Source organism: Vibrio sp. 2-Bac 85 (assembly GCF_037546705.1).
In the GTDB taxonomy this organism is placed as follows: Bacteria; Pseudomonadota; Gammaproteobacteria; order Enterobacterales; family Psychromonadaceae; genus Psychromonas.
On record NZ_JALAAB010000008.1, the window covers coordinates 74402 to 97941 of the forward strand.

A 23540-nucleotide genomic window follows, 5' to 3' on the forward strand; every position below is an offset into this window, starting at 1 on the left:
TTACGGCTCGTCATTGCTTTCAGTTGGAATTGTTTTAGTTGGAATTGTTTGTAAGTTCCACTGCCAATTTTGGGTCGTTATTTTGATCGGTAGCATGTCGATGCAATCGGTTGGACAAGGTGCGACACATAGTTCACAGCCGGTACACTCATCGGTGATCACCGTGTGCATTTGTCTTGTTGCACCTAAAATGGCATCAACGGGACAAGCTTGAATACATTTGGTGCAGCCAATACATTCGTCTTCACGGATAAAGGCAACCGCCTTTGGCTTTTCTTCACCTTCTAGTTTTTTAGGCTCAATCCCCATACGCTCTGCTAACTGTAACATTACAGCTTCACCGCCGGGTGGGCATTTATTAATGTCATCACCTTCAGCGATGGCTTTGGCATAAGGTTTACAACCCGGGTAACCGCATTGACCGCATTGCGTTTGCGGTAGCATCGCATCAAGTTCTTCAACTATTGGATCTTCTTTAACTTTAAATCGAATAGACGAGTAACCTAATAAAGAGCCAAAAATAAGCCCTAAAATACCTAGCGTTAAAATCGCAACAATAATACTAATGATCATTTAATTAACCCAGTAAAGCCCATAAATGCTAACGACATTAAACCTGCAGTGATCATCGCGATAGATGCGCCTTTAAAGGGTAATGGCACATCAGCGGCACTTAAACGTTCACGTATTGATGAAAATAATACCAATACTAATGAAAAACCTGCACCGGCACCTAGCCCATAAATAACAGACTGAGCAAAATTATGTTGCTCAGTTAAATTTAGTAAGGCTAAACCAAGAATTGCACAGTTAGTGGTTATTAATGGTAAAAATATACCTAGCAAACGGTACAAAGTTGGGCTGGTTTTATGCATGACCATTTCAGTGAATTGTACCACCACGGCAATCACTAAAATAAAGCTTAAAGTTTGTAAGTAGTGTAATCCTAAAGGCTCTAATAAATAATTATTTACAATATAAGAAAGCGCAGCCGTTAAGGTCAATACAAAAGTAGTCGCCAATGACATACCAACAGCTGTTTCAATTTTATTTGAAACGCCCATGAAAGGGCATAATCCTAAGAATTTCACTAACACAAAGTTATTAACTAACACTGTGCCAAAAAAGAGTAAAAAATAATCGCTCATAAATAATAATTCCACTACTTTCGTAGGTGATTTGATGCGTTGAAAATGACGCGCATTATAACAATAAAAGTTGATAAGTTCAGCGTAAAAGTATTATCAATTTTAGCGATCTAGTTATTTGCTGTTGTAATCAATTAAAGCACCCAATTAATTGAGATTTTAATAGGGTAACTTTAAAAGGATAACTATGGTGAAGGTGTCATGTTGATAAGTATTAATTAATGAGAGTTTACGTAGTTATTTAACTTTTTACTTATTTTTTGTTGCTCATTTTCATCATAAACCGAGATCTTTTAAAAAATATTATAGGGTTTATTTATTTCATTCAGTTGAATATTTAAAGTTCAAATTGAGCATGGTGTTTTCAAAGTTGATTTACATCAATATGCTACATATTGTGCTAGGTATAGTTCACGGACACTATATATTGTGTCTTGTGAATTAATTATTGGAGCTGTAAATGAAACCTGTTGTGATCAAACGAGATGGTAGTCAAGTCCCTTTTAATGCTTTACGCATTGCAGAAGCGGTTTTAAAAGCCTCTGGCGCTGCTCGTTGTAAAGGTGTGGATGCTTTTGCGATTGCCGCTGAAGTTGAAGCAAGCTTAGCAGGACAAGACCAAGTAGATATCCATTATATTCAAGATGCTGTTGAAGCCTGTTTGATGAAAAGTAATCATATTGAACTGGCTCGCATATATATTGAGTATCGTCACGATAGAGATATTGCACGAGAACGAAAAAGTCATTTAAACAGCGAAATAGATGGATTAATTGAACAAAGTAATGCGTCATTATTAAATGAAAATGCCAATAAAGATGGCAAGGTGATCCCTACGCAACGCGATTTATTGGCTGGTATTGTTGCTAAGCATTATGCCAAGTCGCATATTTTGCCTCGTGATGTCGTGCGAGCACACGAAGCGGGTGAAATTCATTACCATGATTTAGATTATGCACCTTTTTTCCCGATGTTTAATTGTATGTTGATTGATATTAAAGGCATGTTTACGGATGGTTTTAAAATGGGTAATGCAGAAATTGAAGAGCCTAAGTCAATTTCAACCGCAACCGCAGTAACAGCACAAATTATTGCACAGGTCGCCAGCCACATTTACGGTGGCACTACCATTAATGGTATCGACACTATACTTGCTCCCTATGTAACCAAAAGTTTTGAGAAGCATTTAAAAACAGCACAACATTGGAGTATTAAAGATGTGCATGCCTATGCAACTGAACAAACGGAAATAGAGTGTTACAACGCTTTTCAATCTTTAGAGTATGAAGTGAATACGCTGCACACTGCAAACGGACAAACACCTTTTGTTACCTTTGGTTTTGGTTTAGGAAATGATTGGCAGTCACGCTTAATTCAACAGTCGATTCTTAAAAACCGTATAGCGGGTCTTGGTAAAAACCGTAAAACAGCTATTTTTCCTAAATTAGTTTTTGCGATTAAAGATGGCTTAAATCATCAAGCAGATGATCCAAATTATGATATTAAACAGTTAGCTTTAACCTGTGCTTCAAAACGTATGTACCCTGATATTTTAAACTACGATAAGGTCGTGGAGGTCACAGGGTCATTTAAAACCCCAATGGGATGCCGCAGCTTTTTAGATGTTTATTACCAAAAAGAGGGGAAAAACCAGGGCGAATTAATTCATGATGGTCGAAATAATCTTGGTGTGGTGAGCATTAATCTACCGCGTATTGCATTAGAGGCTGATGGTAATGAAGCACGTTTTGATGAATTATTAAATACGCGCTTATTATTGGCTAAAAAAGCATTGGATACGCGTATTGAAAGATTAAGTGAGGTTAAAGCGAGTGTTGCTCCTATTTTATATATGGAAGGCGCCTGTGGCGTGCGCTTGAAAGCAGATGATTGTATCGCTGAGATTTTTAAAGATGGCCGCGCCTCAATCTCATTAGGTTACATTGGCTTACATGAAACGGTAAATGCTTTGTATGGTCATCAAGATCATATTTTTGATTGTGTCACCAAGCAACAAAAAGCGCTACAAATCATCACTCGTTTAAAACAAGCAACTCAAGCTTGGAGCGAACAATCTGGTTATGCATTCAGTTTGTATTCCACACCCTCTGAAAATTTATGTGACCGTTTTTGTCGCTTAGATGCTAAACGCTTCGGTGTGCTAGAAGGGGTGACGGATAAAGGTTATTACACTAATTCCTTCCATTTAGATGTTGAAAAAGCGGTTAATCCCTACGATAAGTTAGACTTTGAAATGGCCTATCCACCGATCGCTAGTGGCGGCTTTATTTGTTACGGCGAATATCCAAACATGCAGCATAATCTTAAAGCGTTAGAGGACGTTTGGGACTATAGCTACAGTCGAGTGCCTTATTACGGTACTAACACCCCCATTGATGAATGTTATGAATGTAAATTTACTGGTGAGTTTGATTGTACTAGTAAGGGCTTTGTATGCCCGAGTTGCGGTAATTCAGATCCTGATAAGGTGGCTGTAACACGCCGAGTTTGTGGGTATTTAGGAAGCCCAGATGCACGACCGTTTAATGAAGGTAAACAAGAAGAAGTGAAACGCCGTGTCAAGCATCTATAGCTTGTGGTTTATTGGTCGCTTTAGTTGTTTGGTTTGGTTTGATTTGTCTGTGCTGATAAATTATTAGGAGCGACTTTTTTGTTTGTATAAGAAAAATGAACACTCTGATAAAGCGGACTCCAGGGTAAGGTTTCATTTAATGCTTTGGTGGGCACAGACGAACTGAATATTAAGCAACTGACTGACATTAAGAAACTAATATTAAACAACTAATATTAAAAAACTAATACTAAGCAAATAAGAGCTCGTTATGAATTACTCAAAATATTACCCAATTGATGTATTAAACGGCGAAGGCACGCGTTGTACTCTTTTTGTGTCCGGTTGTATTCATCAATGTAAAGGTTGTTATAACCAATCAACTTGGTCGCCTAATGCCGGTGAGTTATTTACCGATCAACTTGCTGATCAAATTATTCAGGATCTTAATGATCAACGGATAAAAAAACAGGGATTAACGTTATCCGGTGGAGATCCACTGCATCCCGCTAATGTTGAGCAAGTGTTTAAACTAGTCCAGCGTGTAAAGCGAGAGTGTCAAGGTAAAGATATTTGGGTTTGGACTGGATACTTGCTTGAAGCACTAAACCAAGAGCAACAAAAAATAATTGATTTAATCGATGTGCTCATTGATGGTAAATTTGAACAAAGTTTAGCTGATCCTGCTTTAGCATGGCGAGGTAGTAGTAACCAAGTGATTCATTATTTGCATAAAGGCTGTTAATCATTCATAAGTAGTGCTGATAAAGCATGTTTCAATAACGCGGTTACACCGTTTTTATTACAGTATCAATGCGTCAACAATGAAACAGTCTCCACTTAAAAAATGATAAACAAAAAATGAACAATCATATAAAAAATAAAGTTGTTGCTTTAGGTGATACTCAATTTACCTTTGCTGTGTATATTGCCAATCAACCAAAGATGCCTGAATACGAATCTCTGAAACATATAATGCCTTTACAGCTAGGGGAAATTGATTCAATTGGTAAAGCCTGTGGTAATGGTTGGCGTAAAGTATTTAATGTTTATGCCAAGCTTTTATATGCCTTAGACAAAAATCACTTTCACTTTTCTGAACTTGCGCCTACGTGGCAACAATATCGTGATCAATTTCTATTACAAAAAGATAGCGCTACCGCATTGATATTTACTCCACCTTGTTTAAATAATATTGAAAGCAGTTATGTTGAAAATAGATATCTTGATAATAGCGAGATTGAAAATAAGCTTATTGAATGTAGCCATGTTGAAAATACAAATGCTGAAAAGAGTAAGGTTAGAATTCATAAAATAAAAAATAATACCGTGCATATAATTTGTGGCCGAACTTATGCGAAAAAAATGATTAATGATGGGCAACTGAGCGTCGACTTACTGTGGTTAGATGAAGAATTTGCTATTAATTTTGAACACGCAGTTATTGTTTGCCCTTATTTTGATTATCGGCAATTATCCAATCAAAAAATACAGCGTTTATCTTTCCTATTAAACGCGCTTGTAACAGGTTCTGACGAAGACGTAATAGCTACTGCAGAGGGCGAATAAGCCATTGATTATGTTTGTAACTCTACTTTTTAATAGCTAATAACTTGGTTTACATTCAATTAATTCATTTGTGTTTCTAAAACTTTGCTCATTTTTTGTTAATCCGCAATATCTTTTCTGTAAAGCGAACTAGACTTAGCAACTCTTAAATTTGTTTTTAAAGGATATTTTGTATGGCGAACTTAATGGATACGGTTGATCAACGTACCAATTTGGTCGGTGAAAATCGGTTAGAATTATTGTTATTTCATCTTTTAGGTCGTCAACTGTTTGCTTTAAACGTTTTTAAAGTAAAAGAAGTGGTGAAATTACCTTACCTTAATAAATTACCCAACTCTCATCCTCATATCGATGGTGTTGCTACTATTCGAGGGGAATCTATTCCCGTTATCAATTTGAAGGCGGCTATCGGCCTGAAACCCTTGGTGCCCGATGAGCAATCAAATTTAATTATTACCGAATATAACCGAAGTGTTCAGGGCTTTTTAGTTGGGCCAGTTGATCATATTGTTAATATGACCTGGGGTGAGATCATGGAGCCGCCGACTACGGTAGGTAGAGGGCACTATTTAACTGCGATAACAAAGCTTAAAAGAAATGATACTGAAGAGTTAGTTGAAATTATCGATGTAGAAAAGGTACTCGCTGAAATACTCGTTTATAAAGTGGATATTTCTGATGGAGTGTTGGACGAGAGCATTATATCTGAATTCGTTGGTCGCAAAATTTTACATGCAGATGACTCACCAACAGCTAGAAATCAGGTTGCTAGTACCTTAGAGCAATTAGGGGTCGAGATTATTCCGGCTAAAAATGGTTTAGAGGCATTGAACATTTTAAAAGGTTGGGCAGACCAAGGTAAAAAAATTGAAGATGAAATATTAATGCTGATCACCGATGCTGAGATGCCTGCAATGGATGGTTATAAATTAACTTCTGAGATCCGCAATGATCCGCGTATGTCGGACTTATTTGTGGTGCTTAATACTTCCTTAAGTGGTGACTTTAATAAAGCTATGGTAAAAAAGGTAGGCTGCAATGAATTTCTCTCTAAGTTTCAGCCTGACTTATTGGTAGAGTTAGTGCAGCAACGTTTAAAAGCAAAATTAAGCGAATAATCAAAATTGTTGGTTAAACGAGCAAATTAATAAATGTAGTTATGACTACTTCACATCACTACCGCTTTTTGTCTTTACGCGATTGCACATTATCTGCTTAAGCTTTACTCTAGCTTTTAATTGCAGCGTTGATTACCGAATCAATGGCTTTTATAAACAGGTTTATACTCAGTAGAATATTAAAAATGAGATGCTGGTAACGTAAATCGCTTTAATAATATTAACTATTTCAATAACTTTAATAATGAAGACTAGACTAAAACATGAGTGAACAAAATTCTCCACAAACGGGAAATGAGTCGGCAACAATCGAATCCCAAGAAACAAAGCTAGTGCCGCCGTCACTTTATAGTGTGTTATTACACAACGATGATTATTCACCAATGGATTTTGTGATTGATGTATTACAACGCTTCTTTCGATTAGATCATGAAGCTGCTACGGAAGTAATGTTAAATGTACACTACAAAGGTGTCGGTGTTTGCGGTACATTTAGTGCTGAAATTGCAGAAACAAAGGTAATGCAAGTTAATAATTATGCAAAAGAAAATGAACATCCATTGAAATGTACGATGGAAAAAGAGAGTTAACCAAGCCATTTTTTATTTCCACTCTCCTAAGGAGTCTCCATGCTAGATAAACCTTTAGAACATAGCCTCGATTTAGCTTTCCGAATTGCGTATGAAAAATACCATGAATTTATGACATTAGAGCATCTATTATTAGCTTTATTGGAAAATGAAGAAATAAAGAAAATTTTGCTAGCTTGTTCGGTTGATATTGTTTCCCTGCATCTTGAATTAACAGAGTTTTTAGATACTAATCCCAGTTTGTCAGAGGTTAAAAATCAAAAGCTAGAAATACAACCTACGATCGCTTTTGAGCGTGTACTGCAACGTGCTATTTTTCATGTGCAATCATCGGGAAAAACAGAAGTTAGTGCTGCTAACGTGCTGGTGGCTATTTTTAGTGAACAAGAATCACAAGCGGCTTACTTCCTTAAAAAGTCCAATGTATCGCGCTTAGATGTAGTTAATTACCTTTCCCATGGCGTTGAAAAACACCCTGATACGGTGATCTTTCATGAGCCTGAGCAGATTGAATCTAAAGTCGAAGAAAACGATGAAATGCCCTTTACCATTAATCTTAATGAGCAAGTGGTTGCTGGTGTTATCGACCCATTAATTGGTCGCGAAAAAGAATTAGAGCGTTGCGTGCAAATACTGTGTCGTCGCCGCAAAAACAATCCATTGTTAGTTGGAGAGTCCGGAGTTGGTAAAACCGCAATCGCAGAAGGACTTGCATATCGCATTGTTCATAATGATGTGCCGGAAGTGATTGATGACCATATTATCTACTCTTTAGATATGGGGGCATTATTAGCAGGTACAAAATACCGAGGTGAGTTTGAACAACGTTTCAAAACTGTATTAAAAAAACTACAAGATCAAAAAAATGCGATTTTATTTATTGATGAAATCCATACTATTATTGGTGCAGGAGCGGCCACGGGTGGCCAACTAGATGCTGCTAATCTATTAAAACCTTTATTAACGGGGGGCAAACTTCGTTGTATTGGTTCCACAACCTATAAAGAGTTTGGTCAGGTTTTTGAAAAAGAACATGCCCTGGCGAGACGTTTCCAAAAAATAGATGTACTTGAACCTTCGGTTAAAGAAACTAGCCAAATTCTTCTCGGTTTACGTTCGCGTTACGAAGAACACCATAATATTCGTTATACCAACAAAGCATTGATGGCCGCGGCTGAATTAAGCGCTAAATACATTAATGATCGCCAGTTGCCTGATAAAGCGATTGATGTGATAGATGAAGCGGGTTCTCAAATGCGTTTATTGCCTGTCAGCAAACGCAAAAAAACCATTGGTGTGGCAGAAATTGAAACCATTATTGCTAAAATCGCACGTATTCCAGAAAAGTCCGTGTCTAGCTCAGACAAAGACGCACTAGAAAAATTACATGACCGTTTGAAAATGACGGTTTTTGGCCAAGATACAGCTATTGATGCATTAACTGATGCTATTCATTTGAATCGTTCTGGTTTATCTGATGAATTAAAACCTGTGGGATCTTTTTTGTTTGCTGGTCCAACTGGGGTGGGTAAAACGGAAGTTACACAGCAATTAGCCAAAGCATTAGGCGTAGAGTTGTTACGTTTTGATATGTCCGAATACATGGAGAAACACACGGTATCAAGATTGATTGGTGCTCCACCTGGTTACGTTGGATATGAACAAGCAGGTTTGTTAACCGATGCGGTAGTTAAACATCCCTATTCTGTGGTGCTGTTAGATGAAATAGAAAAAGCACATTCTGATGTTTATAATATTTTATTGCAGGTAATGGATCATGCAACATTAACTGATAGCAATGGTCGCAAAGTTGATTTTAGAAATGTTATCTTGGTGATGACAACTAATGCAGGCGTGCAAGAAACGGTTAAACAATCCATTGGCTTTAAAGAGCAGAAAGAAGGTGCAAAAGCGATGGATGAAATCAATAAGATTTTTTCTCCTGAATTCAGAAACCGTCTTGATAATATTATTTGGTTTAATCATTTAGACTTAAAAGTGATCAGCCAAGTGGTTGATAAGTTTATAGTGCAGTTACAGGTGCAATTAGATAAAAAACAAGTTTCACTTGAAGTAGATAGCAAAGCTCGTAATTGGTTAGCTGAGCATGGTTATGATAAAGCGATGGGGGCGAGACCAATGGGACGTTTAATTCAAGAGAAACTTAAAAAACCACTCGCGAACGAAATCTTATTTGGTGGATTACAAGAGGGTGGTAGTGTCTCAGTGCGTTTAAACGAAACGGCGGATGGTGTTGAGTTTGTCTATGATAAAAAGACTGAGAAAGAAGTGGAAATGAGTAATTAATCATTTATTTGCTAACTTTTTTTTTGTTTATTACGTACTTCAATTGTAGTTACAAATTTTAGTCATAAAAAAACCAGCGATAAAGCTGGTTTTTTTATGACTATTTAAAGCCTGACTTGGTTTCCGGCTAATTAACGAGCACGGAAAACAATACGACCTTTTGATAGATCGTAAGGGGTCAATTGAACTGTCACTTTATCGCCAGTTAGAATACGGATGTAGTTTTTACGCATTTTTCCTGAGATATGTGCAGTAACAACGTGACCGTTTTCTAATTCCACACGGAACATTGTATTAGGCAGAGTATCTAAGATAGTGCCTTGCATTTCAATACTGTCTTCTTTTGCCATTGGCGATGGATCCTTCGTATAGGTAAGTTGTGCTACTTTCAATCGGCGCATAATGCCAGAATAATCGGGAGTGGTAAAGGATTGTTGCTCATTAATCAAACTAAATAGTGAATGAAACCCTAATCAAAGGACTTCCATTGTTGGTTTATAAAGCGCTGATGTGGATTAAACTGATTTTTGTAATTCATTTTTTGACAGTTGTGAATGTAATAACCTAAATACAGAAACGTTATGTTTTTTTGTTTTGCTAAATCTAGCTGTTGTAAAACGGCATATTTTCCTAATGAATGTTCACTATAATCAGGATCATAAAAGCAATAAAAAGCACTCCAATCGGTTGCTGAGTCTGTACATAGTTGGTCTGTAACACTGACTGATATTAACTGTTCAGCATCATACACTTCAATAAATAGCATATCTCCCCAACTACATGCTAAAAAAGCTTCAAATTGTTCTGAGTTAGCAGGATACATGACACCTTCTTTATGAACCTGATTAATGTAGCGTTCGTATAGAGGGTAGTAGGATGCTTTAGGGGTAGTGCTTATCAACGTCGTGAAATGTTTATTTTTGTTTACTAAGCGTTTTTGGCTTTTGGATAACTTGAAATTTTGACTATTCACACGTAATGATTCGCAGCCATTACATTCTGGGCAATGTGGCCGATACACTTGATCACCACTACGCCTAAAACCTATCAACATTAAAGCAGGATAATGTTGTTTTGCATGAACTTCAGGATCAACCAGCATAATGAGCTGTTCTTCTTTATCGGCTAAATAGGAACAAGCAAAAGCAGCGGTTAAACCTACTCGAAGATCAGAAGCATTAGACATGGTGAATTTTATCCTTATTTTTTAATATGATTAAGTATTGGTTGGATAACTTTCTGTATGTCTAGGATAAACAAAATTTTAACCCTGTCTTTATTTAATTCAAACTTACTTCAGTGTATCGTAAAATAGATAATTTTATTATGTGAATCTGACTATAGTATTCATTGTGGATATCTAAAATTAAACAACTATGCCAACATCTTACATCAACTTTTGCTTGTTAATAAAAATTTTTACCTTGGCAATGAATGCAAAGGTTAACTATTTTTTCTTAAGCATGTAACATAAACTGTTTTCTGTATTATCGATAAACGTCAGCCCAACTTCCAGCCATAAATTAATATGTGAGGCCTTATGACCGTCCACCAAACCATTCAAGATAAGCTAAAAAAACGCTTTCAAGCTGATTATTTACAAGTAGAAAATGAAAGCAATAATCATTCTGTCCCACCTAACTCCGAAACTCATTTTAAAGTCACGCTTGTTTGTGAAGAGTTTGAAGGGGTACGTTTGATCATGCGTCATCGCTTGGTTAATGAATTACTTGCTGAAGAACTTGCAGGACCGGTACATGCATTAGCAATACATACTTACACACCTTCTCAATGGGCAGAAAAAAATCAAGTCTCACCTAATTCGGCACAATGTTTAGGTGGTGGTAAATAAAAGCGTAGTATTGCTTTTCTATAAAACGCGAGAGAAAAGCTAAATTGCCAAAGTGTTAATGGACTCTCTACATTTTGTTACACTTTTTCTATTAAATTTGAACTTACTACGGTTAGCTTTTTATTTGATATAGCAATTAGCCCCTCTCTAATGTTAATATTTGCGAGAAATTTTTAGCGTACGTGTTAATTGTTTGTTAATAGCAAACGATTGCATGTAATGTTTTATTGCCGAAAGGCATCTAACTTTCCTCCCGTAACATAGTGCAAGAGAATATGATTACTATAAAAAAAGGACTGGACCTCCCTATATCAGGAGCGCCAGAGCAAGTCATTCAAAATGGCCCAGCCATTTCTGAAGTTGCTATACTGGGTGAAGAATACGTTGGTATGCGTCCGTCAATGGCTGTTAAAGTCGGCGACAGCGTAAAAAAAGGGCAAGTTTTATTTTCTGATAAGAAAAATGAAGGTGTTCTTTTTACCGCTCCAGCGTCTGGTGTAGTGAAAGAAATAAACCGTGGTGCTAAACGTGTACTGCAATCTGTTGTTATCTCTATACAAGGCAATGAGTGTGTGCAATTTGCTAAGTATGAAAGTAAACAATTAGCAAACCTTGAACGCAGCAAAATAATTGCAAACTTAGTTGAATCTGGCGCGTGGACTGCATTACGTACTCGCCCATTCAGCAAAGTACCTGCTATTGATGCTCAACCCGCTTCTATTTTTGTGACGGCAATGGATACTAATCCATTAGCAGCAGATGCAACGATTATCATTAATGAAAATCAACAAGCCTTTACCGATGGACTAGCGATTTTATCGCATTTAACATCGGGTAAAGTGTATGTTTGTAAAGGTGAAGCTGCATTGCCTAAAAGCGCAGTGGCAACCGTGGAAGAAAAAATCTTCACCGGTGTTCATCCTGCTGGTTTAGCCGGTACACATATTCACTTTATTGATCCTGTTTCCGCTACTAAACAAGTTTGGTCAATTAACTACCAAGATGTAATTGCATTTGGCCAGTTATTTACTACCGGTGAATTATACAGTGAAAAAGTGATTTCTGTCGCTGGCCCTGCTGTTACAAAGCCTCGTTTAGTACGTACATTGCTTGGCGCATCGGTATCTGAACTAACTGCTGGCGAGTTAATCACAGGTCAAGTTCGTGTGATTTCTGGATCAGTGTTATGTGGTGTTACAGCAGCGGGCCCACATGGCTACTTAGGTCGCTACCATAACCAAATATCAGCATTGATTGAAGGTTATGAGAAAGAGCTATTTGGCTGGGGTGTTCCTGGTTTTAATAAACACTCTGTATCTAGTGCATTCTTATCAGCATTAAATAGTGCGAAGAAATTTGCATTTACTACCACTACTGGCGGTAGTAAGCGTGCGATGGTACCAATCGGTCAATATGAACGTGTGATGCCATTAGATATTTTACCAACAGTATTATTACGTGACTTGATCGTTGGTGATACAGATGGCGCACAAACATTAGGCTGCCTAGAATTAGATGAAGAAGATTTAGCACTATGTACTTATGCTTGCCCTGGCAAATATGAATACGGTTCAATCTTGCGCTCATGTCTAAGTAAAATTGAGAAGGAAGGCTAATAATGAGTCTTAAGAACTTAATTGAAAAAATGGAACCGCATTTCGAAGCAGGGGGCCGTTATGAAAAATGGTACGCACTGTATGAAGCCGCAGCAACATTTTTTTATACACCTGGTCATGTGACCAAAGGTATTACTCACGTTCGCGATAGTATTGACCTTAAACGCATGATGATTTTTGTTTGGTTAGCAACATTCCCTGCAATGTTTTACGGCATGTACAACACTGGTGTACAAGCTAATGAAGCAATCGTTGCAGGTTACTCTGCTTTGGAAGATTGGCGTGTTGCATTATTAGATATGCTAGGAGTCACACTTGGCTCTGGTGCTGGTTTATTTGATAACTTCCTGTTTGGTGCCGCTTATTTCTTACCTATTTATGCTGTTACTTTTATAGTTGGTGGCTTCTGGGAAGTGTTATTTGCGAGTGTGCGTAAGCATGAAGTAAATGAAGGTTTCTTTGTTTCTTCTGTGTTATTTGCATTGATCGTACCGGCAACCATTCCTCTATGGCAAGTTGCTTTAGGTATTACCTTTGGTGTTGTTGTTGCTAAAGAGATCTTTGGTGGTACTGGCCGTAACTTCTTAAACCCAGCTCTTGCGGGCCGTGCATTCTTATTCTTTGCTTACCCAACGGATATTTCAGGCGATGCGGTTTGGACTGCTGTTGATGGTTTCTCGGGCGCAACATCGTTAAGTGTAATGTCTCAAGGCGGCTTAGAAGCTGTTCAATCTAACCTATCTTGGATGGATGCTTTCCTTGGTAATATGCAAGGTAGTATTGGTGAAGTTTCTACACTGGCTATTTTGATCGGTGGTGCCTTTATTGTGATCACGCGTATAGCTTCATGGCGTATTATTTCAGGCGTTATGATAGGTATGATTGCGACTTCATTATTATTTAATGTGATTGGCAGTGATACAAACCATATGTTCCAATTACCTTGGTACTGGCATTTAGTCATGGGTGGTTTTGCCTTTGGTATGATCTTTATGGCAACCGATCCAGTATCAGCATCATTTACTAACAAAGGTAAATGGTACTACGGTATTCTAATTGGTTTGATGGTGGTATTAATTCGTGTTGTAAATCCAGCCTTCCCTGAAGGTATGATGTTAGCTATTTTATTCGCTAACTTATTTGCACCGTTATTCGATTACTTTGTGGTGCAAGGCAATATCAAACGGAGGCTCGCACGTAATGTCTAATCAACAAGAAACATTTGGCAGAACGATTATTGTAGTACTGGCAGTTTGTCTAGTCTGTTCAATTATTGTTGCTGGTGCTGCAGTTGGCTTACGTCCAATGCAAATCGCTAATAAAGAGATCGATAAGCAAAATAATATTCTGGCTGTTGCTGGTTTAACGACCAATAAATCAACTAAAGAAATTTTTGCATCAAATATTGAAACTAAATTAGTTGATATAGCGACGGGTGAATTTGTAACTGATCTTAGTAAAGAAGAAGTTGCTAAATATGACCAACGTAAAGCATCAAAAGATCCAGAGAAAAGTGTTAAATTAACTGCTGATCAAAATGTCGCTAAAATAAATCGTCGTGCTAATTTAGCGACTGTGTATTTAGTGTCTGATGATAACGGTCAATTGCAACGTATTATCCTGCCTGTGCACGGTGCTGGTTTATGGTCAACTATGTATGCCTTTGTTGCTGTACAACCAGATGGTAATACGATTGATGCTATCACTTACTATGAACAGGGCGAAACGCCTGGACTAGGTGGTGAAGTTGAAAATCCTCGCTGGCGTGGACTGTTTGTTGGTAAAGAATTATTCGATGCTGACGGCAACCCTGCTATTAAAATTGTTAAAGGACAAGCTGCTGCTGGTTCTAAACATGAAATTGATGGTTTATCTGGGGCGACACTAACCAGTGTTGGCGTAGAGCATACCTTTACTTTCTGGTTAGGTGAGCAAGGGTTTGGTCCATTTCTTAGCAAAGTTCGTAAAGGAGCGCTAAACAATGGCTAAATCAAGTGAATTAAAAGAAGTATTAACTTCTCCGGTAGTAAGCAATAACCCAATTGCGCTGCAAGTATTAGGTGTTTGTTCTGCATTAGCAGTAACAGCCACCTTACAAAACGCAGTAGTAATGACCTTAGCGGTATTGTTTGTAACGGCTTTCTCTAACTTATTTATTTCGTCAATACGTAACTATATTCCTAACAGTGTACGTATTATCGTACAGATGGCGATTATTGCTTCGTTAGTAATAGTAGTAGACCAAGCGCTAAAAGCATTTGCTTTTGGTATCTCTAAACAGTTATCTGTTTATGTTGGTCTGATCATTACAAACTGTATTGTAATGGGACGTGCTGAAGCATTTGCAATGAAAAACAAACCTTTCCCAAGTTTTATGGATGGTGTGGGTAATGGTTTAGGTTACGGCTTAATCCTTGTTTTAGTTGGTGCTGTTCGTGAACTATTTGGTTCAGGTGCTCTGTTCGGTATTGAAATATTACCGTTAATTTCAAATGGCGGCTGGTATCAAAGTAATGGTTTATTACTTCTACCTCCTAGTGCCTTCTTTATCATAGGTGGCATTATCTGGGCAATTCGAGTAATTAAACCAGAACAAGTTGAGCCAAAGGAGTAATTTGAATGGAACATTATCTTAGTTTATTTGTGCGTTCTATTTTCATTGAAAATATGGCACTCGCTTTCTTCTTAGGCATGTGTACTTTCCTTGCTGTTTCTAAGAAAGTTAAAACATCAATGGGTCTAGGCGTAGCAGTAATTGTAGTATTAGGTATTTCTGTACCTGCTAACCAAATTATCTACTTTAACCTATTAGCACCTGGTGCACTTGATTGGGCGGGTTTCCCTGATGCGGATTTAAGCTTTTTAGGCTTTATTACGTTTATCGGTGTGATTGCTGCTTTAGTACAAATTTTGGAAATGGTATTGGATAAATACTTCCCAGCTTTGTATCAAGCATTAGGTATATTCTTACCACTTATTACTGTTAACTGCGCCATCTTCGGTGGTGTATCATTTATGGTTCAACGTGAGTATAACTTACTAGAATCAGCAGTTTATGGTATTGGTAGTGGTGTAGGTTGGACGCTTGCGATTGTTGCTCTAGCGGGCATCCGTGAAAAAATGAAATACTCTGACGTACCCGATGGTTTACGTGGTTTAGGTATTACATTTGTAACGGCTGGATTAATGGCATTAGGTTTCATGTCATTCTCTGGTATCCAGCTGTAATCGTTGCTGTTTTAGCTTAGATGAATTCGAGGGAATTTATTCCCTCTCAAAACAAGGAAAAAGTCGATGGAAATCTTTCTCGGCGTTGCCATGTTTACAATTATCGTTTTAGCATTGGTCGTTATTATTTTATCGGCAAAAGCAAAACTTGTAAGCACAGGTGATATTACAATTTCTATTAATGATGATGCGGACAAAAGTATCCATACCCAAGCGGGTGGTAAGTTATTAGGTGCATTAGCAAATGCTGGTGTATTTGTTTCTTCTGCGTGTGGTGGTGGTGGTACTTGTGGCCAGTGTCGCGTGAAAATTAAATCAGGTGGTGGTGATATTCTACCCACTGAGCTTGATCACATCACTAAACGTGAAGCAAAAGATGGCGAACGTTTATCATGTCAGGTAAATGTTAAAGAAGACATGAGCATTGAACTACCAGAAGAGATCTTTGGTGTTAAGAAATGGGAATGTACGGTTATCTCTAATGGTAACGAAGCAACATTTATCAAAGAGCTTAAATTACAAATTCCTGATGGTGAATCTGTACCGTTTAAAGCCGGTGGTTATATTCAAATTGAAGCGCCTGCTCACCATATCAAATATAAAGATTTTGATATTGAAGAACAGTACCGTGGTGACTGGGAACACTTTAAATTCTTTGATTTAGAGTCAAAAGTTGACGAAGAAACGATTCGTGCTTACTCAATGGCTAACTACCCTGGCGAAGAAGGCATTATCATGTTGAACGTGCGTATCGCTACGCCTCCGCCACGTGATCTGTCATTACCTTGTGGTAAAATGTCATCATTCATCTTTAGCTTAAAAGCTGGTGATAAAGTAACTATTTCTGGTCCATTTGGTGAGTTCTTTGCCAAAGAAACTGAAAATGAAATGGTATTTATCGGTGGTGGTGCTGGTATGGCGCCAATGCGTTCACATATTTTCGACCAATTCCGTCGCTTAAAAACAACGCGTAAAGCAAGTTTTTGGTACGGCGCGCGTTCTAAGCGTGAAATGTTCTACGTTGAAGATTTTGATGCGATTGCAGCTGAAAATGAAAACTTCGAATGGCATGTCGCATTAAGTGACCCACAACCTGAAGATAACTGGGATGGTTACACTGGTTTCATTCATAATGTATTGTTTGAAAACTACCTTAAAGACCATGAAGCTCCAGAAGATTGTGAGTTCTACATGTGTGGTCCACCAGTTATGAATGCTGCGGTTATTGCTATGCTTAAAGATTTAGGCGTAGAAGACGAAAACATCTTACTTGATGACTTCGGCGGTTAACCCTGATGATTAACTCATCAATTAAATGGCTAGCCTTAATAGGGCTGGCCTTTTTTATATCTTCGTGCTCAAAACCTGAAGCGCAATTATTGCATATTCAGGGACAAACCATGGGCACCTATTATCAAGTTTCTTATGCGCTTTCTAGCGAACAGTCTAAAGATAAGCAACTTTTAACTAATCACTTACAGACATTAATTGATCAACAATTAGAGTTGGTAAATGATCAAATGTCTACCTATCGTCCACAATCTGAGTTGTCATTATTTAACCAAAGTAAACATGCTTATGAGGTTTCTGATGCGACGATTAAGGTCGTTAAACGTGCTCTTAAGGTTTATCAGCAAAGTGGCGGTGCGTTTGATGTTACGGTTGGTCCATTGGTCAATTTGTGGGGCTTTGGTCCAGATAAAAAACCAAATAAAGTACCTAGTGCTGAATTAATTGAACAAACTAAACAAAAAATAGGTAGCCAATATCTTTCTATCGAAGGTAACCAATTAGTAAAAGCTAAGCCGGATCTCTATGTTGATCTGTCTTCCATTGCTAAAGGCTACGGTGTTGATGTAATTGCTGAGTTTTTAACTAAACAGGGTATCACAAACTATTTAGTAGACATTGGCGGTGAATTGCGAGCAAGCGGTACTAAGCTTAATAAAGCGCCATGGACATTAGCAGTAGAGCGTCCTGAATTCGGTCAAAATGTGCAGCGCCTATTGCATATCGGCGATAATGCAATTGCCACCTCTGGTGACTATCGTAATTATTTTGAGTTTGATGGTATTCGTTATTCTCATACTATTGATCCAACTACTGGTCGTCCGATTAATCACAAGTTAGTGTCTGTGACAGTGATTGATAAGAGTAGTATGGTCGCCGATGCATTAGCGACGGCTATTACTGTATTAGGACCTGAAAATGGGTTAAAATTTGCAAATAAGCTTCATCAACCCGTTTTTTTACTAACTAAACAAGGCGATGGATTTGTTGAATCTTATACGCCTGAATTTGAACCCTTTTTTGTAAAGGAATAAACATGATCTATTTTATTGCCACGTTTGTTGTTTTTTTATTGGTTATTGTTGCGATGGCAATTGGTTATATAGTTAACCAAAAAACAATTGGTGGGAGCTGTGGTGGTTTAGCCTCTGTTGGTATCGATAAAGAATGTGATTGTCCTGAACCTTGTGATAATCGTAAAAAGAAAGAAGCAGAAGAAGCCCGTACGTTAAAGCTACAAGCTGAAACTCGTATTCTATAATCTTCTTTTACATTTACTTCAAAAGGTAGTATTTCTATGCTTGTGCGCCATTAAATGGCGGTATTAAGTAATAGATAATGTTACCTTTTTGCTTTTTGTAACCACCTATCTAGTGAGTTCGCAAAGTTTTGTTTATCTTTGTCTGAAAATTTATTAGGCCCTCCACTGATTTGACCAACACTACGTAGTTCTTCTGCCAGATTCCGCATTGCGAGTCGTTGTCTGACATTATCAGCTGTGTATAGCTCTCCGCGTGGGTTTAATGCAATGATGCCTTTTTCAACTAATTCAGCGGCTAATGGAATATCTTGAGTGATCACTAGATCTTTTAAGGCGACATGCTGACTAATGTAGTTATCCGCAACGTCAAAACCCTGTGATACTTGAACTGTTTTTACTAAAGCGGTCCTTTTTACAGGAAGGGGGGAGTTTGCAACAAAGATAAGTTCGGTCTGTGTTCTTATGCTTGCTCTTAATACCATTTCTCTTACAGATACTGGACAAGCATCTGCATCAATCCAAATTGTCATAGTTATTCCTTGATTTTTAAAGCTTAAATATAACAAAAAATCTATTATTAATTAATCATTATATTTCATTCATTATTTAACGATTAAATTATAATTTAATTAAATATCAATTGGTTAGTGTGGTTTTGTTGTGGTGCTGGTTAGCTATATAAAATTCATTATTTTTAGAGCATTAAATTTACTTTTCTTTTTTGGACATTACCGGTGTTATCGAAATATTCATCATGGTGATGGCTTTGATAATGAAGTTTTTAATAATGTTATGAATGTATTGTTAAAAGTGTTGTTGATGATATTGAAGAAAGCTTTCTCTCCTAGATTCGCATAATAAGCGGAGTTATTTTAAATTAGTTTAAGGGGGAATATGCACACTCATTTAAACTAGTTTAATAGTTAAAAAGAGAAGTCAGGGCTTATTTTTTACAAATGAAGGTATTACTTGTTTCTTACTTTTCTACTAAATAATATTAATTCACATTCTTTTTTTGTATTTTAGTGTGTTGATAAATATGCGTTTTTATTTATTGTTACGAATTTATTTAATGTTTTTTTTATATTTTAATTAAATAGCTATTGACACCTTTTTAAACCTATATATAATCTTTTTTAGCTTGAAAGTTCGTTTTATATTTATGTACTTTGTTCCGTATTAATGTACCGAATCCTATACATCATAAGTAATAGCAACACTTCTAGCCAACTGCCTTGATTTTTTTAAGGTTAAATTACTCAAATATATTAGGATATACACATGTCTACTACTACTGGTACAGTTAAATGGTTCAACGAATCTAAAGGTTTTGGTTTCATCGAGCAAGAAAACGGTCCTGACGTTTTCGCACATTTCTCTGCTATCGCAAGCACTGGTTTTAAAACTCTTGCTGAAGGCCAAAAAGTACAGTTCACTGTTACTCAAGGTCAAAAAGGTCCTCAAGCAGAAAACATCGTAGCTCTTTAATATTGCTTCGATGAGCGTTTACCGCTCATTCTGATTGAAAAAAAGGTAGGTTACTGACTTGCCTTTTTTTATACCTGAAAGAAAATATCCTATACAATCAACCTTGCTACTTTCTTATTGTTAAACCTCTTTATTATTATTCTTTCAATTCCATTTTTAGTCGTGGCTAGTTAAAATATTTCGTATATTGTGACTATTTTCATCAATAAATTTTATCAAAAAAACTGCTTCTTATAGCTGTTATCAATCAACACACATTATTCAACCGCTACTCGAGCTATTACGTTAAAATTATAAAACAGGACCTTTCGTGCGATTAAAGACGGTAATTCTTATCATTGCTGTTTTAAGCTCTTATAAATAGCCATAAGTTCGTTCTAGTTCGTCAGCTATTGATCTTTATATTTAGGCTTTGTTCACTGCCATCTACTTATTTCTACATCTTGAATGGTAATTAGCTTAGACGACGATCACATACGACAAGAGGTTTCAATGGTTACAATAGGCTACTAAGCTATTTTTGATTAGAAGCCTTAAACTACAGCTATTAATGACGTATTAATTTTCGTTTTTCAAAGGGTAATATGACGGTGAATATAGAACCTTTACCTATTTCACTACTAACTTTAATCTCTCCATTATGTTGGTGAATAATTGAATAGCTGATTGATAGCCCTAAGCCAGTTCCTTTACCTAGTGCTTTTGTTGTATAAAATGGAGTAAATATATCGTTGATTTTATTAGGATCAATACCAGATCCTGAGTCTGATACTTGAATGTATAAGTTGTTCTCTTGTACATGAGATTTGAAGAAAACAACTTTATTTTGAGAGGTTTCAACGGAATCTTTTGCATTTATTAATAAATTAATAAGTACCTGTTCAATTTGTGTTTTGTTACAAAATAAAGCAGGTAGTGAAGGGGGAATCACTTGCCTTAATTCAACATTATCCTGATTGTATTGATTAATAACTATGCCAATAACATTACTGAAAATAGTGTTTGGTATTTCATTCTGGTAATTATCTAATTCACTATCTCGTCCAAAACTACCTACTTGTTTAACTATTTTTTCTATTCGATCACTTTGTTCTACGATCGCTTTACAGCTTTTTTCAACTAAATGGTAATTCCCATTATGTAAATTATCTAGACACATATCGGTGTGTATACAGATAACCTGTAAAGGTTGATTTATTTCATGTGCAATACCTGCAGCTATCTCGCCTAATGAGGCCAACTTGTTTGACTGAATAAGCTTGGCTTGACTATTTTTCCATTCATCATTAATGCGCTTATATTGTTCTTTGTCCTTAATATGTTTTTTATTCATGCTGTAATATAAAGTTAATAACTTGACCGTAATTGCAGCTAACAATGAAATAAGTAATGAAAAAATAAGGAATAAATCACCATTTGGAGCTGAGATATGCGACCAAATCATAAGTTGCCATTGATGCCCATACAAAGTGATTGTTAGTTGATTGGTAATATCATTAATGTGCGTTTTTTCAGGCAAAGAACTAAATAATGTAATGCCATTTTCTGATAAGGCAAAAGGTTTGGTTATCTGATAGGTATCTATTTTATGCCTCATTAACATATCTATATTTAATGATACTTCGATATAACCAACCAGCGCCTGTTCTATGATAAGGGGAAATTGTAAATTAAGTTCTAATTTATTATCTTCGGAATAGCTTGAGCGGCTAGTATAAACAAATGTTGAAATAACCTTTTCTTTTTCCATAGGGAGATGGCTACGAGCACGTAATTGCTGCTTTCTAAGCATAGGATCTGAGTGCTCAATCAGGTCTCCGGGCGGTAACGAAAATTGATTTTGTTCAACCAGTGGGAATAATTGTATTTTTTTAATCGTGCGGTTGATTCGTTTTAATGCATTCGTATCACTTTGCCAGTGTTGATTAAGGTCTTCAAGAGTCAACCACCGGTTGGTGACTAATTGAATTATTTCAGCATTATTTTCAATTGCCCCTCGAATATTAAAACTAATACTTTTACCTTCCACTTCAATATTGTTTTGTTGTACTTTGATTTCTTCTTTAATAAGTTGTGCAGAAATAAAGTATGAAATACTTAATCCAATTAAAAAAACAAAAACACAGTAAATATTTGACTTCAATTTATTTCCTTAAACCATCTAATGCTAAATCACTCTAGATTAGGCATAATACGTTAAATTTATAGATTTTGAGATCAAAGCGATCATTATTGAGATTAAAGGCAAGGAATTTAAATGACAGCGTTAGGTTTTACTACAAAAATAGTACATGCAGATCATCAATTAGGATTAGAAGCAGGTGCCGTCCATGCTCCAATACATAACTCAGTACCATTTGGTTTTAAAGATGTTCAAGGGTTAATTGACGTATTTCAAGGTCAGCCTGGTCATGCTTATGCTCGCTCTTCAACACCCACTTTAGATGCTTTATGTAAAAAAATTCAAAAAATAGATAATGGTATAGCAACGGCTGTTTTTTCCTGTGGTATGTCAGCTATAGTGGCTACTTTTTTGACACTTTTAAAATCTGGTGATCATCTAATTTGTAGTCGATTTTTATTTGGCAATACAACGTCACTTTTAGGGACGTTACAGGACTATGGTATCGATGTAACATTAGTTGATGCAACAGATATCAATGATGTCACTGATGCGCTAAACAGTAATACTAAAATGGTTTTTGTAGAAACGATCGCTAATCCAGTAACCCAAGTGAGTGCGTTAGCTGAAATTGGCGATTTGTGTGAAGAAAATGGCCTCGTGTATGTTATTGATAATACAATCACTTCAAGTTATTTATTCGATGCGACTACCGTGAAAGCAAGTTTAATTGTCACTTCATTATCTAAATACGTTGCTGGCCATGGCAATGCAATGGGGGGCTCTGTTACAGATACTGGTTTATTTAATTGGGAAAACTATCCAAATATTTATGAGGGTTATCGAAAAGGTGATTCTAAAATGTGGGGGATCAGTCAAATTAAGAAAAAAGGATTACGTGATATGGGAGCTTGTTTAAGCTCGCAGGGCGCACACCTTATTTCAGTTGGCAGTGAAACCATGGAGTTGCGCATGGATCGCCAAGCTATTAATACAATGGCGCTAGCTAAATTGTTAGATGCACACCCTAAAGTGGCTAAAGTGTATTACCCTGGCTTAGAAAATCATCCTCAACATCAACGCGCTAAAACATTATTTAATGGATATGGTGCGCTATTAAGCTTTGATTTAATTGATGGTATTGATTGTTGTGATTTTTTGAATAAATTAAATCTAGTCATTAGTGCAACACATCTAGGCGATAATCGTACCTTAGCATTACCCGTTGCTCCAACTATATACTTTGAAATGGGACTCGCGCTTCGTCAACAAATGGGGATCAGTGAGAATATGATCCGCTGTTCAATTGGCATTGAAAATACAGCTGACTTGATTGCTGACTTTGAACAAGCATTGGCATAATTAACAGTCATAAAAAA

The 23540-nt window shown here is 36.7% G+C and carries 23 protein-coding genes; 17 read left to right on the forward strand and 6 right to left on the reverse strand.

Annotated elements, in window-relative coordinates; genetic code table 11:
- Together rsxB and rsxA are read right to left on the reverse strand one after the other, a co-directional pair.
- Positions 1–573, reverse strand: coding sequence for an electron transport complex subunit RsxB (rsxB, locus tag MT390_RS10385; protein ID WP_166371581.1), 573 nt, complete (start codon positions 571–573; stop codon positions 1–3).
- Positions 570–1148: an electron transport complex subunit RsxA gene (rsxA, locus tag MT390_RS10390; RefSeq protein ID WP_028870201.1), complete on the reverse strand. Its 579-nt coding sequence runs from the start codon at positions 1146–1148 to the stop codon at positions 570–572. Before rsxA ends, rsxB begins: the two co-directional genes overlap by 4 nt.
- A 460-nt stretch (positions 1149–1608) precedes the next feature.
- Here rsxA and nrdD point away from each other — a divergent pair, with 460 nt between their 5' ends.
- The 6 genes from nrdD to clpA all read left to right on the forward strand — a co-directional run bounded on the left by nrdD (position 1609) and on the right by clpA (position 9304).
- A complete protein-coding gene (nrdD, locus tag MT390_RS10395; protein ID WP_499441007.1) occupies positions 1609–3741 on the forward strand; it encodes an anaerobic ribonucleoside-triphosphate reductase in 2133 nt (710 codons plus the stop codon).
- 250 nt (positions 3742–3991) lie between these two features.
- A complete protein-coding gene (nrdG, locus tag MT390_RS10400) occupies positions 3992–4465 on the forward strand; it encodes an anaerobic ribonucleoside-triphosphate reductase-activating protein (RefSeq protein WP_499441009.1) in 474 nt (157 codons plus the stop codon).
- A 116-nt stretch (positions 4466–4581) separates the two neighbouring features.
- Positions 4582–5289 (forward strand): DUF6942 family protein, encoded by a 708-nt coding sequence (locus tag MT390_RS10405; RefSeq protein ID WP_499441010.1) that lies wholly within the window; start codon positions 4582–4584, stop codon positions 5287–5289.
- A gap of 173 nt (positions 5290–5462) precedes the next feature.
- The gene (locus MT390_RS10410; RefSeq protein WP_499441012.1) at positions 5463–6407 is read left to right on the forward strand and encodes a chemotaxis protein CheV; all 945 of its coding nucleotides are present in this window, start codon (positions 5463–5465) and stop codon (positions 6405–6407) included.
- Positions 6408–6670: 263 nt separating this feature from the next.
- Complete coding sequence (gene clpS / locus MT390_RS10415; protein ID WP_166371585.1) at positions 6671–6997, forward strand: ATP-dependent Clp protease adapter ClpS; 327 nt, start codon at positions 6671–6673, stop codon at positions 6995–6997.
- Between the two features lie 39 nt (positions 6998–7036).
- Positions 7037–9304: an ATP-dependent Clp protease ATP-binding subunit ClpA gene (gene clpA / locus MT390_RS10420; RefSeq protein ID WP_499441014.1), complete on the forward strand. Its 2268-nt coding sequence runs from the start codon at positions 7037–7039 to the stop codon at positions 9302–9304.
- 131 nt (positions 9305–9435) lie between these two features.
- On the opposite strand, the gene infA is transcribed toward clpA, so the two are convergent.
- Complete coding sequence (gene infA, locus MT390_RS10425; protein ID WP_007419779.1) at positions 9436–9654, reverse strand: translation initiation factor IF-1; 219 nt, start codon at positions 9652–9654, stop codon at positions 9436–9438.
- 119 nt (positions 9655–9773) lie between these two features.
- A complete protein-coding gene (locus tag MT390_RS10430; protein WP_499441016.1) occupies positions 9774–10490 on the reverse strand; it encodes an arginyltransferase in 717 nt (238 codons plus the stop codon).
- 354 nt (positions 10491–10844) lie between these two features.
- Here MT390_RS10430 and MT390_RS10435 point away from each other — a divergent pair, with 354 nt between their 5' ends.
- From MT390_RS10435 to nqrM, 9 genes are all read left to right on the forward strand, one after another.
- Entirely contained in the window at positions 10845–11156 is a 312-nt protein-coding gene (locus MT390_RS10435) for a BolA family protein (RefSeq protein ID WP_166371588.1), read from the forward strand.
- Between the two features lie 275 nt (positions 11157–11431).
- The gene (locus tag MT390_RS10440; protein ID WP_499441018.1) at positions 11432–12772 is read left to right on the forward strand and encodes a Na(+)-translocating NADH-quinone reductase subunit A; all 1341 of its coding nucleotides are present in this window, start codon (positions 11432–11434) and stop codon (positions 12770–12772) included.
- Between the two features lie 2 nt (positions 12773–12774).
- Positions 12775–13980, forward strand: coding sequence for an NADH:ubiquinone reductase (Na(+)-transporting) subunit B (locus MT390_RS10445; protein WP_499441020.1), 1206 nt, complete (start codon positions 12775–12777; stop codon positions 13978–13980).
- A complete protein-coding gene (locus tag MT390_RS10450; RefSeq protein WP_499441021.1) occupies positions 13973–14761 on the forward strand; it encodes a Na(+)-translocating NADH-quinone reductase subunit C in 789 nt (262 codons plus the stop codon). The genes MT390_RS10445 and MT390_RS10450 overlap by 8 nt, the downstream gene beginning before the upstream one ends.
- Positions 14754–15386: an NADH:ubiquinone reductase (Na(+)-transporting) subunit D gene (locus MT390_RS10455; protein WP_166371592.1), complete on the forward strand. Its 633-nt coding sequence runs from the start codon at positions 14754–14756 to the stop codon at positions 15384–15386. Before MT390_RS10450 ends, MT390_RS10455 begins: the two co-directional genes overlap by 8 nt.
- 5 nt (positions 15387–15391) lie before the next feature.
- On the forward strand, positions 15392–16000 hold the full coding sequence (nqrE, locus tag MT390_RS10460; RefSeq protein WP_166371593.1) for an NADH:ubiquinone reductase (Na(+)-transporting) subunit E: 609 nt from the start codon (positions 15392–15394) through the stop codon (positions 15998–16000).
- A gap of 66 nt (positions 16001–16066) precedes the next feature.
- A complete protein-coding gene (gene nqrF, locus MT390_RS10465; RefSeq protein ID WP_166371594.1) occupies positions 16067–17290 on the forward strand; it encodes an NADH:ubiquinone reductase (Na(+)-transporting) subunit F in 1224 nt (407 codons plus the stop codon).
- 5 nt (positions 17291–17295) lie between these two features.
- Positions 17296–18324 carry an FAD:protein FMN transferase gene (locus MT390_RS10470; protein WP_166371595.1) on the forward strand — a complete coding sequence of 343 codons (1029 nt, stop codon included), beginning with the start codon at positions 17296–17298 and terminating at the stop codon, positions 18322–18324.
- Between the two features lie 2 nt (positions 18325–18326).
- Positions 18327–18551 (forward strand): (Na+)-NQR maturation NqrM, encoded by a 225-nt coding sequence (gene nqrM / locus MT390_RS10475; protein ID WP_166371596.1) that lies wholly within the window; start codon positions 18327–18329, stop codon positions 18549–18551.
- A gap of 80 nt (positions 18552–18631) precedes the next feature.
- Here nqrM and MT390_RS10480 read toward each other — a convergent pair whose 3' ends face one another.
- The gene (locus MT390_RS10480) at positions 18632–19081 is read right to left on the reverse strand and encodes a YaiI/YqxD family protein (protein ID WP_166371597.1); all 450 of its coding nucleotides are present in this window, start codon (positions 19079–19081) and stop codon (positions 18632–18634) included.
- 751 nt (positions 19082–19832) lie between these two features.
- Between MT390_RS10480 and cspE the strand changes: the two genes are divergently transcribed.
- A complete protein-coding gene (gene cspE / locus MT390_RS10485) occupies positions 19833–20039 on the forward strand; it encodes a transcription antiterminator/RNA stability regulator CspE (protein ID WP_019613006.1) in 207 nt (68 codons plus the stop codon).
- Positions 20040–20586: 547 nt separating this feature from the next.
- On the opposite strand, the gene MT390_RS10490 is transcribed toward cspE, so the two are convergent.
- Positions 20587–22182, reverse strand: coding sequence for a sensor histidine kinase (locus MT390_RS10490; RefSeq protein ID WP_499441025.1), 1596 nt, complete (start codon positions 22180–22182; stop codon positions 20587–20589).
- Positions 22183–22296: 114 nt separating this feature from the next.
- Between MT390_RS10490 and MT390_RS10495 the strand changes: the two genes are divergently transcribed.
- Positions 22297–23523, forward strand: coding sequence for a cystathionine gamma-synthase family protein (locus tag MT390_RS10495; protein WP_499441027.1), 1227 nt, complete (start codon positions 22297–22299; stop codon positions 23521–23523).
- Positions 23524–23540: the final 17 nt, after the last annotated feature.

Bases quoted from the DNA above. Each gene is read 5' to 3' on its own strand.
- rsxB (WP_166371581.1), bottom strand. From the start codon at position 573: ATGATCATTAGTATTATTGTTGCGATTTTAACGCTAGGTATTTTAGGG.
- rsxA (WP_028870201.1), bottom strand. From the start codon at position 1,148: ATGAGCGATTATTTTTTACTCTTTTTTGGCACAGTGTTAGTTAATAAC.
- nrdD (WP_499441007.1), top strand. From the start codon at position 1,609: ATGAAACCTGTTGTGATCAAACGAGATGGTAGTCAAGTCCCTTTTAAT.
- nrdG (WP_499441009.1), top strand. From the start codon at position 3,992: ATGAATTACTCAAAATATTACCCAATTGATGTATTAAACGGCGAAGGC.
- MT390_RS10405 (WP_499441010.1), top strand. From the start codon at position 4,582: ATGAACAATCATATAAAAAATAAAGTTGTTGCTTTAGGTGATACTCAA.
- MT390_RS10410 (WP_499441012.1), top strand. From the start codon at position 5,463: ATGGCGAACTTAATGGATACGGTTGATCAACGTACCAATTTGGTCGGT.
- clpS (WP_166371585.1), top strand. From the start codon at position 6,671: ATGAGTGAACAAAATTCTCCACAAACGGGAAATGAGTCGGCAACAATC.
- clpA (WP_499441014.1), top strand. From the start codon at position 7,037: ATGCTAGATAAACCTTTAGAACATAGCCTCGATTTAGCTTTCCGAATT.
- infA (WP_007419779.1), bottom strand. From the start codon at position 9,654: ATGGCAAAAGAAGACAGTATTGAAATGCAAGGCACTATCTTAGATACT.
- MT390_RS10430 (WP_499441016.1), bottom strand. From the start codon at position 10,490: ATGTCTAATGCTTCTGATCTTCGAGTAGGTTTAACCGCTGCTTTTGCT.
- MT390_RS10435 (WP_166371588.1), top strand. From the start codon at position 10,845: ATGACCGTCCACCAAACCATTCAAGATAAGCTAAAAAAACGCTTTCAA.
- MT390_RS10440 (WP_499441018.1), top strand. From the start codon at position 11,432: ATGATTACTATAAAAAAAGGACTGGACCTCCCTATATCAGGAGCGCCA.
- MT390_RS10445 (WP_499441020.1), top strand. From the start codon at position 12,775: ATGAGTCTTAAGAACTTAATTGAAAAAATGGAACCGCATTTCGAAGCA.
- MT390_RS10450 (WP_499441021.1), top strand. From the start codon at position 13,973: ATGTCTAATCAACAAGAAACATTTGGCAGAACGATTATTGTAGTACTG.
- MT390_RS10455 (WP_166371592.1), top strand. From the start codon at position 14,754: ATGGCTAAATCAAGTGAATTAAAAGAAGTATTAACTTCTCCGGTAGTA.
- nqrE (WP_166371593.1), top strand. From the start codon at position 15,392: ATGGAACATTATCTTAGTTTATTTGTGCGTTCTATTTTCATTGAAAAT.
- nqrF (WP_166371594.1), top strand. From the start codon at position 16,067: ATGGAAATCTTTCTCGGCGTTGCCATGTTTACAATTATCGTTTTAGCA.
- MT390_RS10470 (WP_166371595.1), top strand. From the start codon at position 17,296: ATGATTAACTCATCAATTAAATGGCTAGCCTTAATAGGGCTGGCCTTT.
- nqrM (WP_166371596.1), top strand. From the start codon at position 18,327: ATGATCTATTTTATTGCCACGTTTGTTGTTTTTTTATTGGTTATTGTT.
- MT390_RS10480 (WP_166371597.1), bottom strand. From the start codon at position 19,081: ATGACAATTTGGATTGATGCAGATGCTTGTCCAGTATCTGTAAGAGAA.
- cspE (WP_019613006.1), top strand. From the start codon at position 19,833: ATGTCTACTACTACTGGTACAGTTAAATGGTTCAACGAATCTAAAGGT.
- MT390_RS10495 (WP_499441027.1), top strand. From the start codon at position 22,297: ATGACAGCGTTAGGTTTTACTACAAAAATAGTACATGCAGATCATCAA.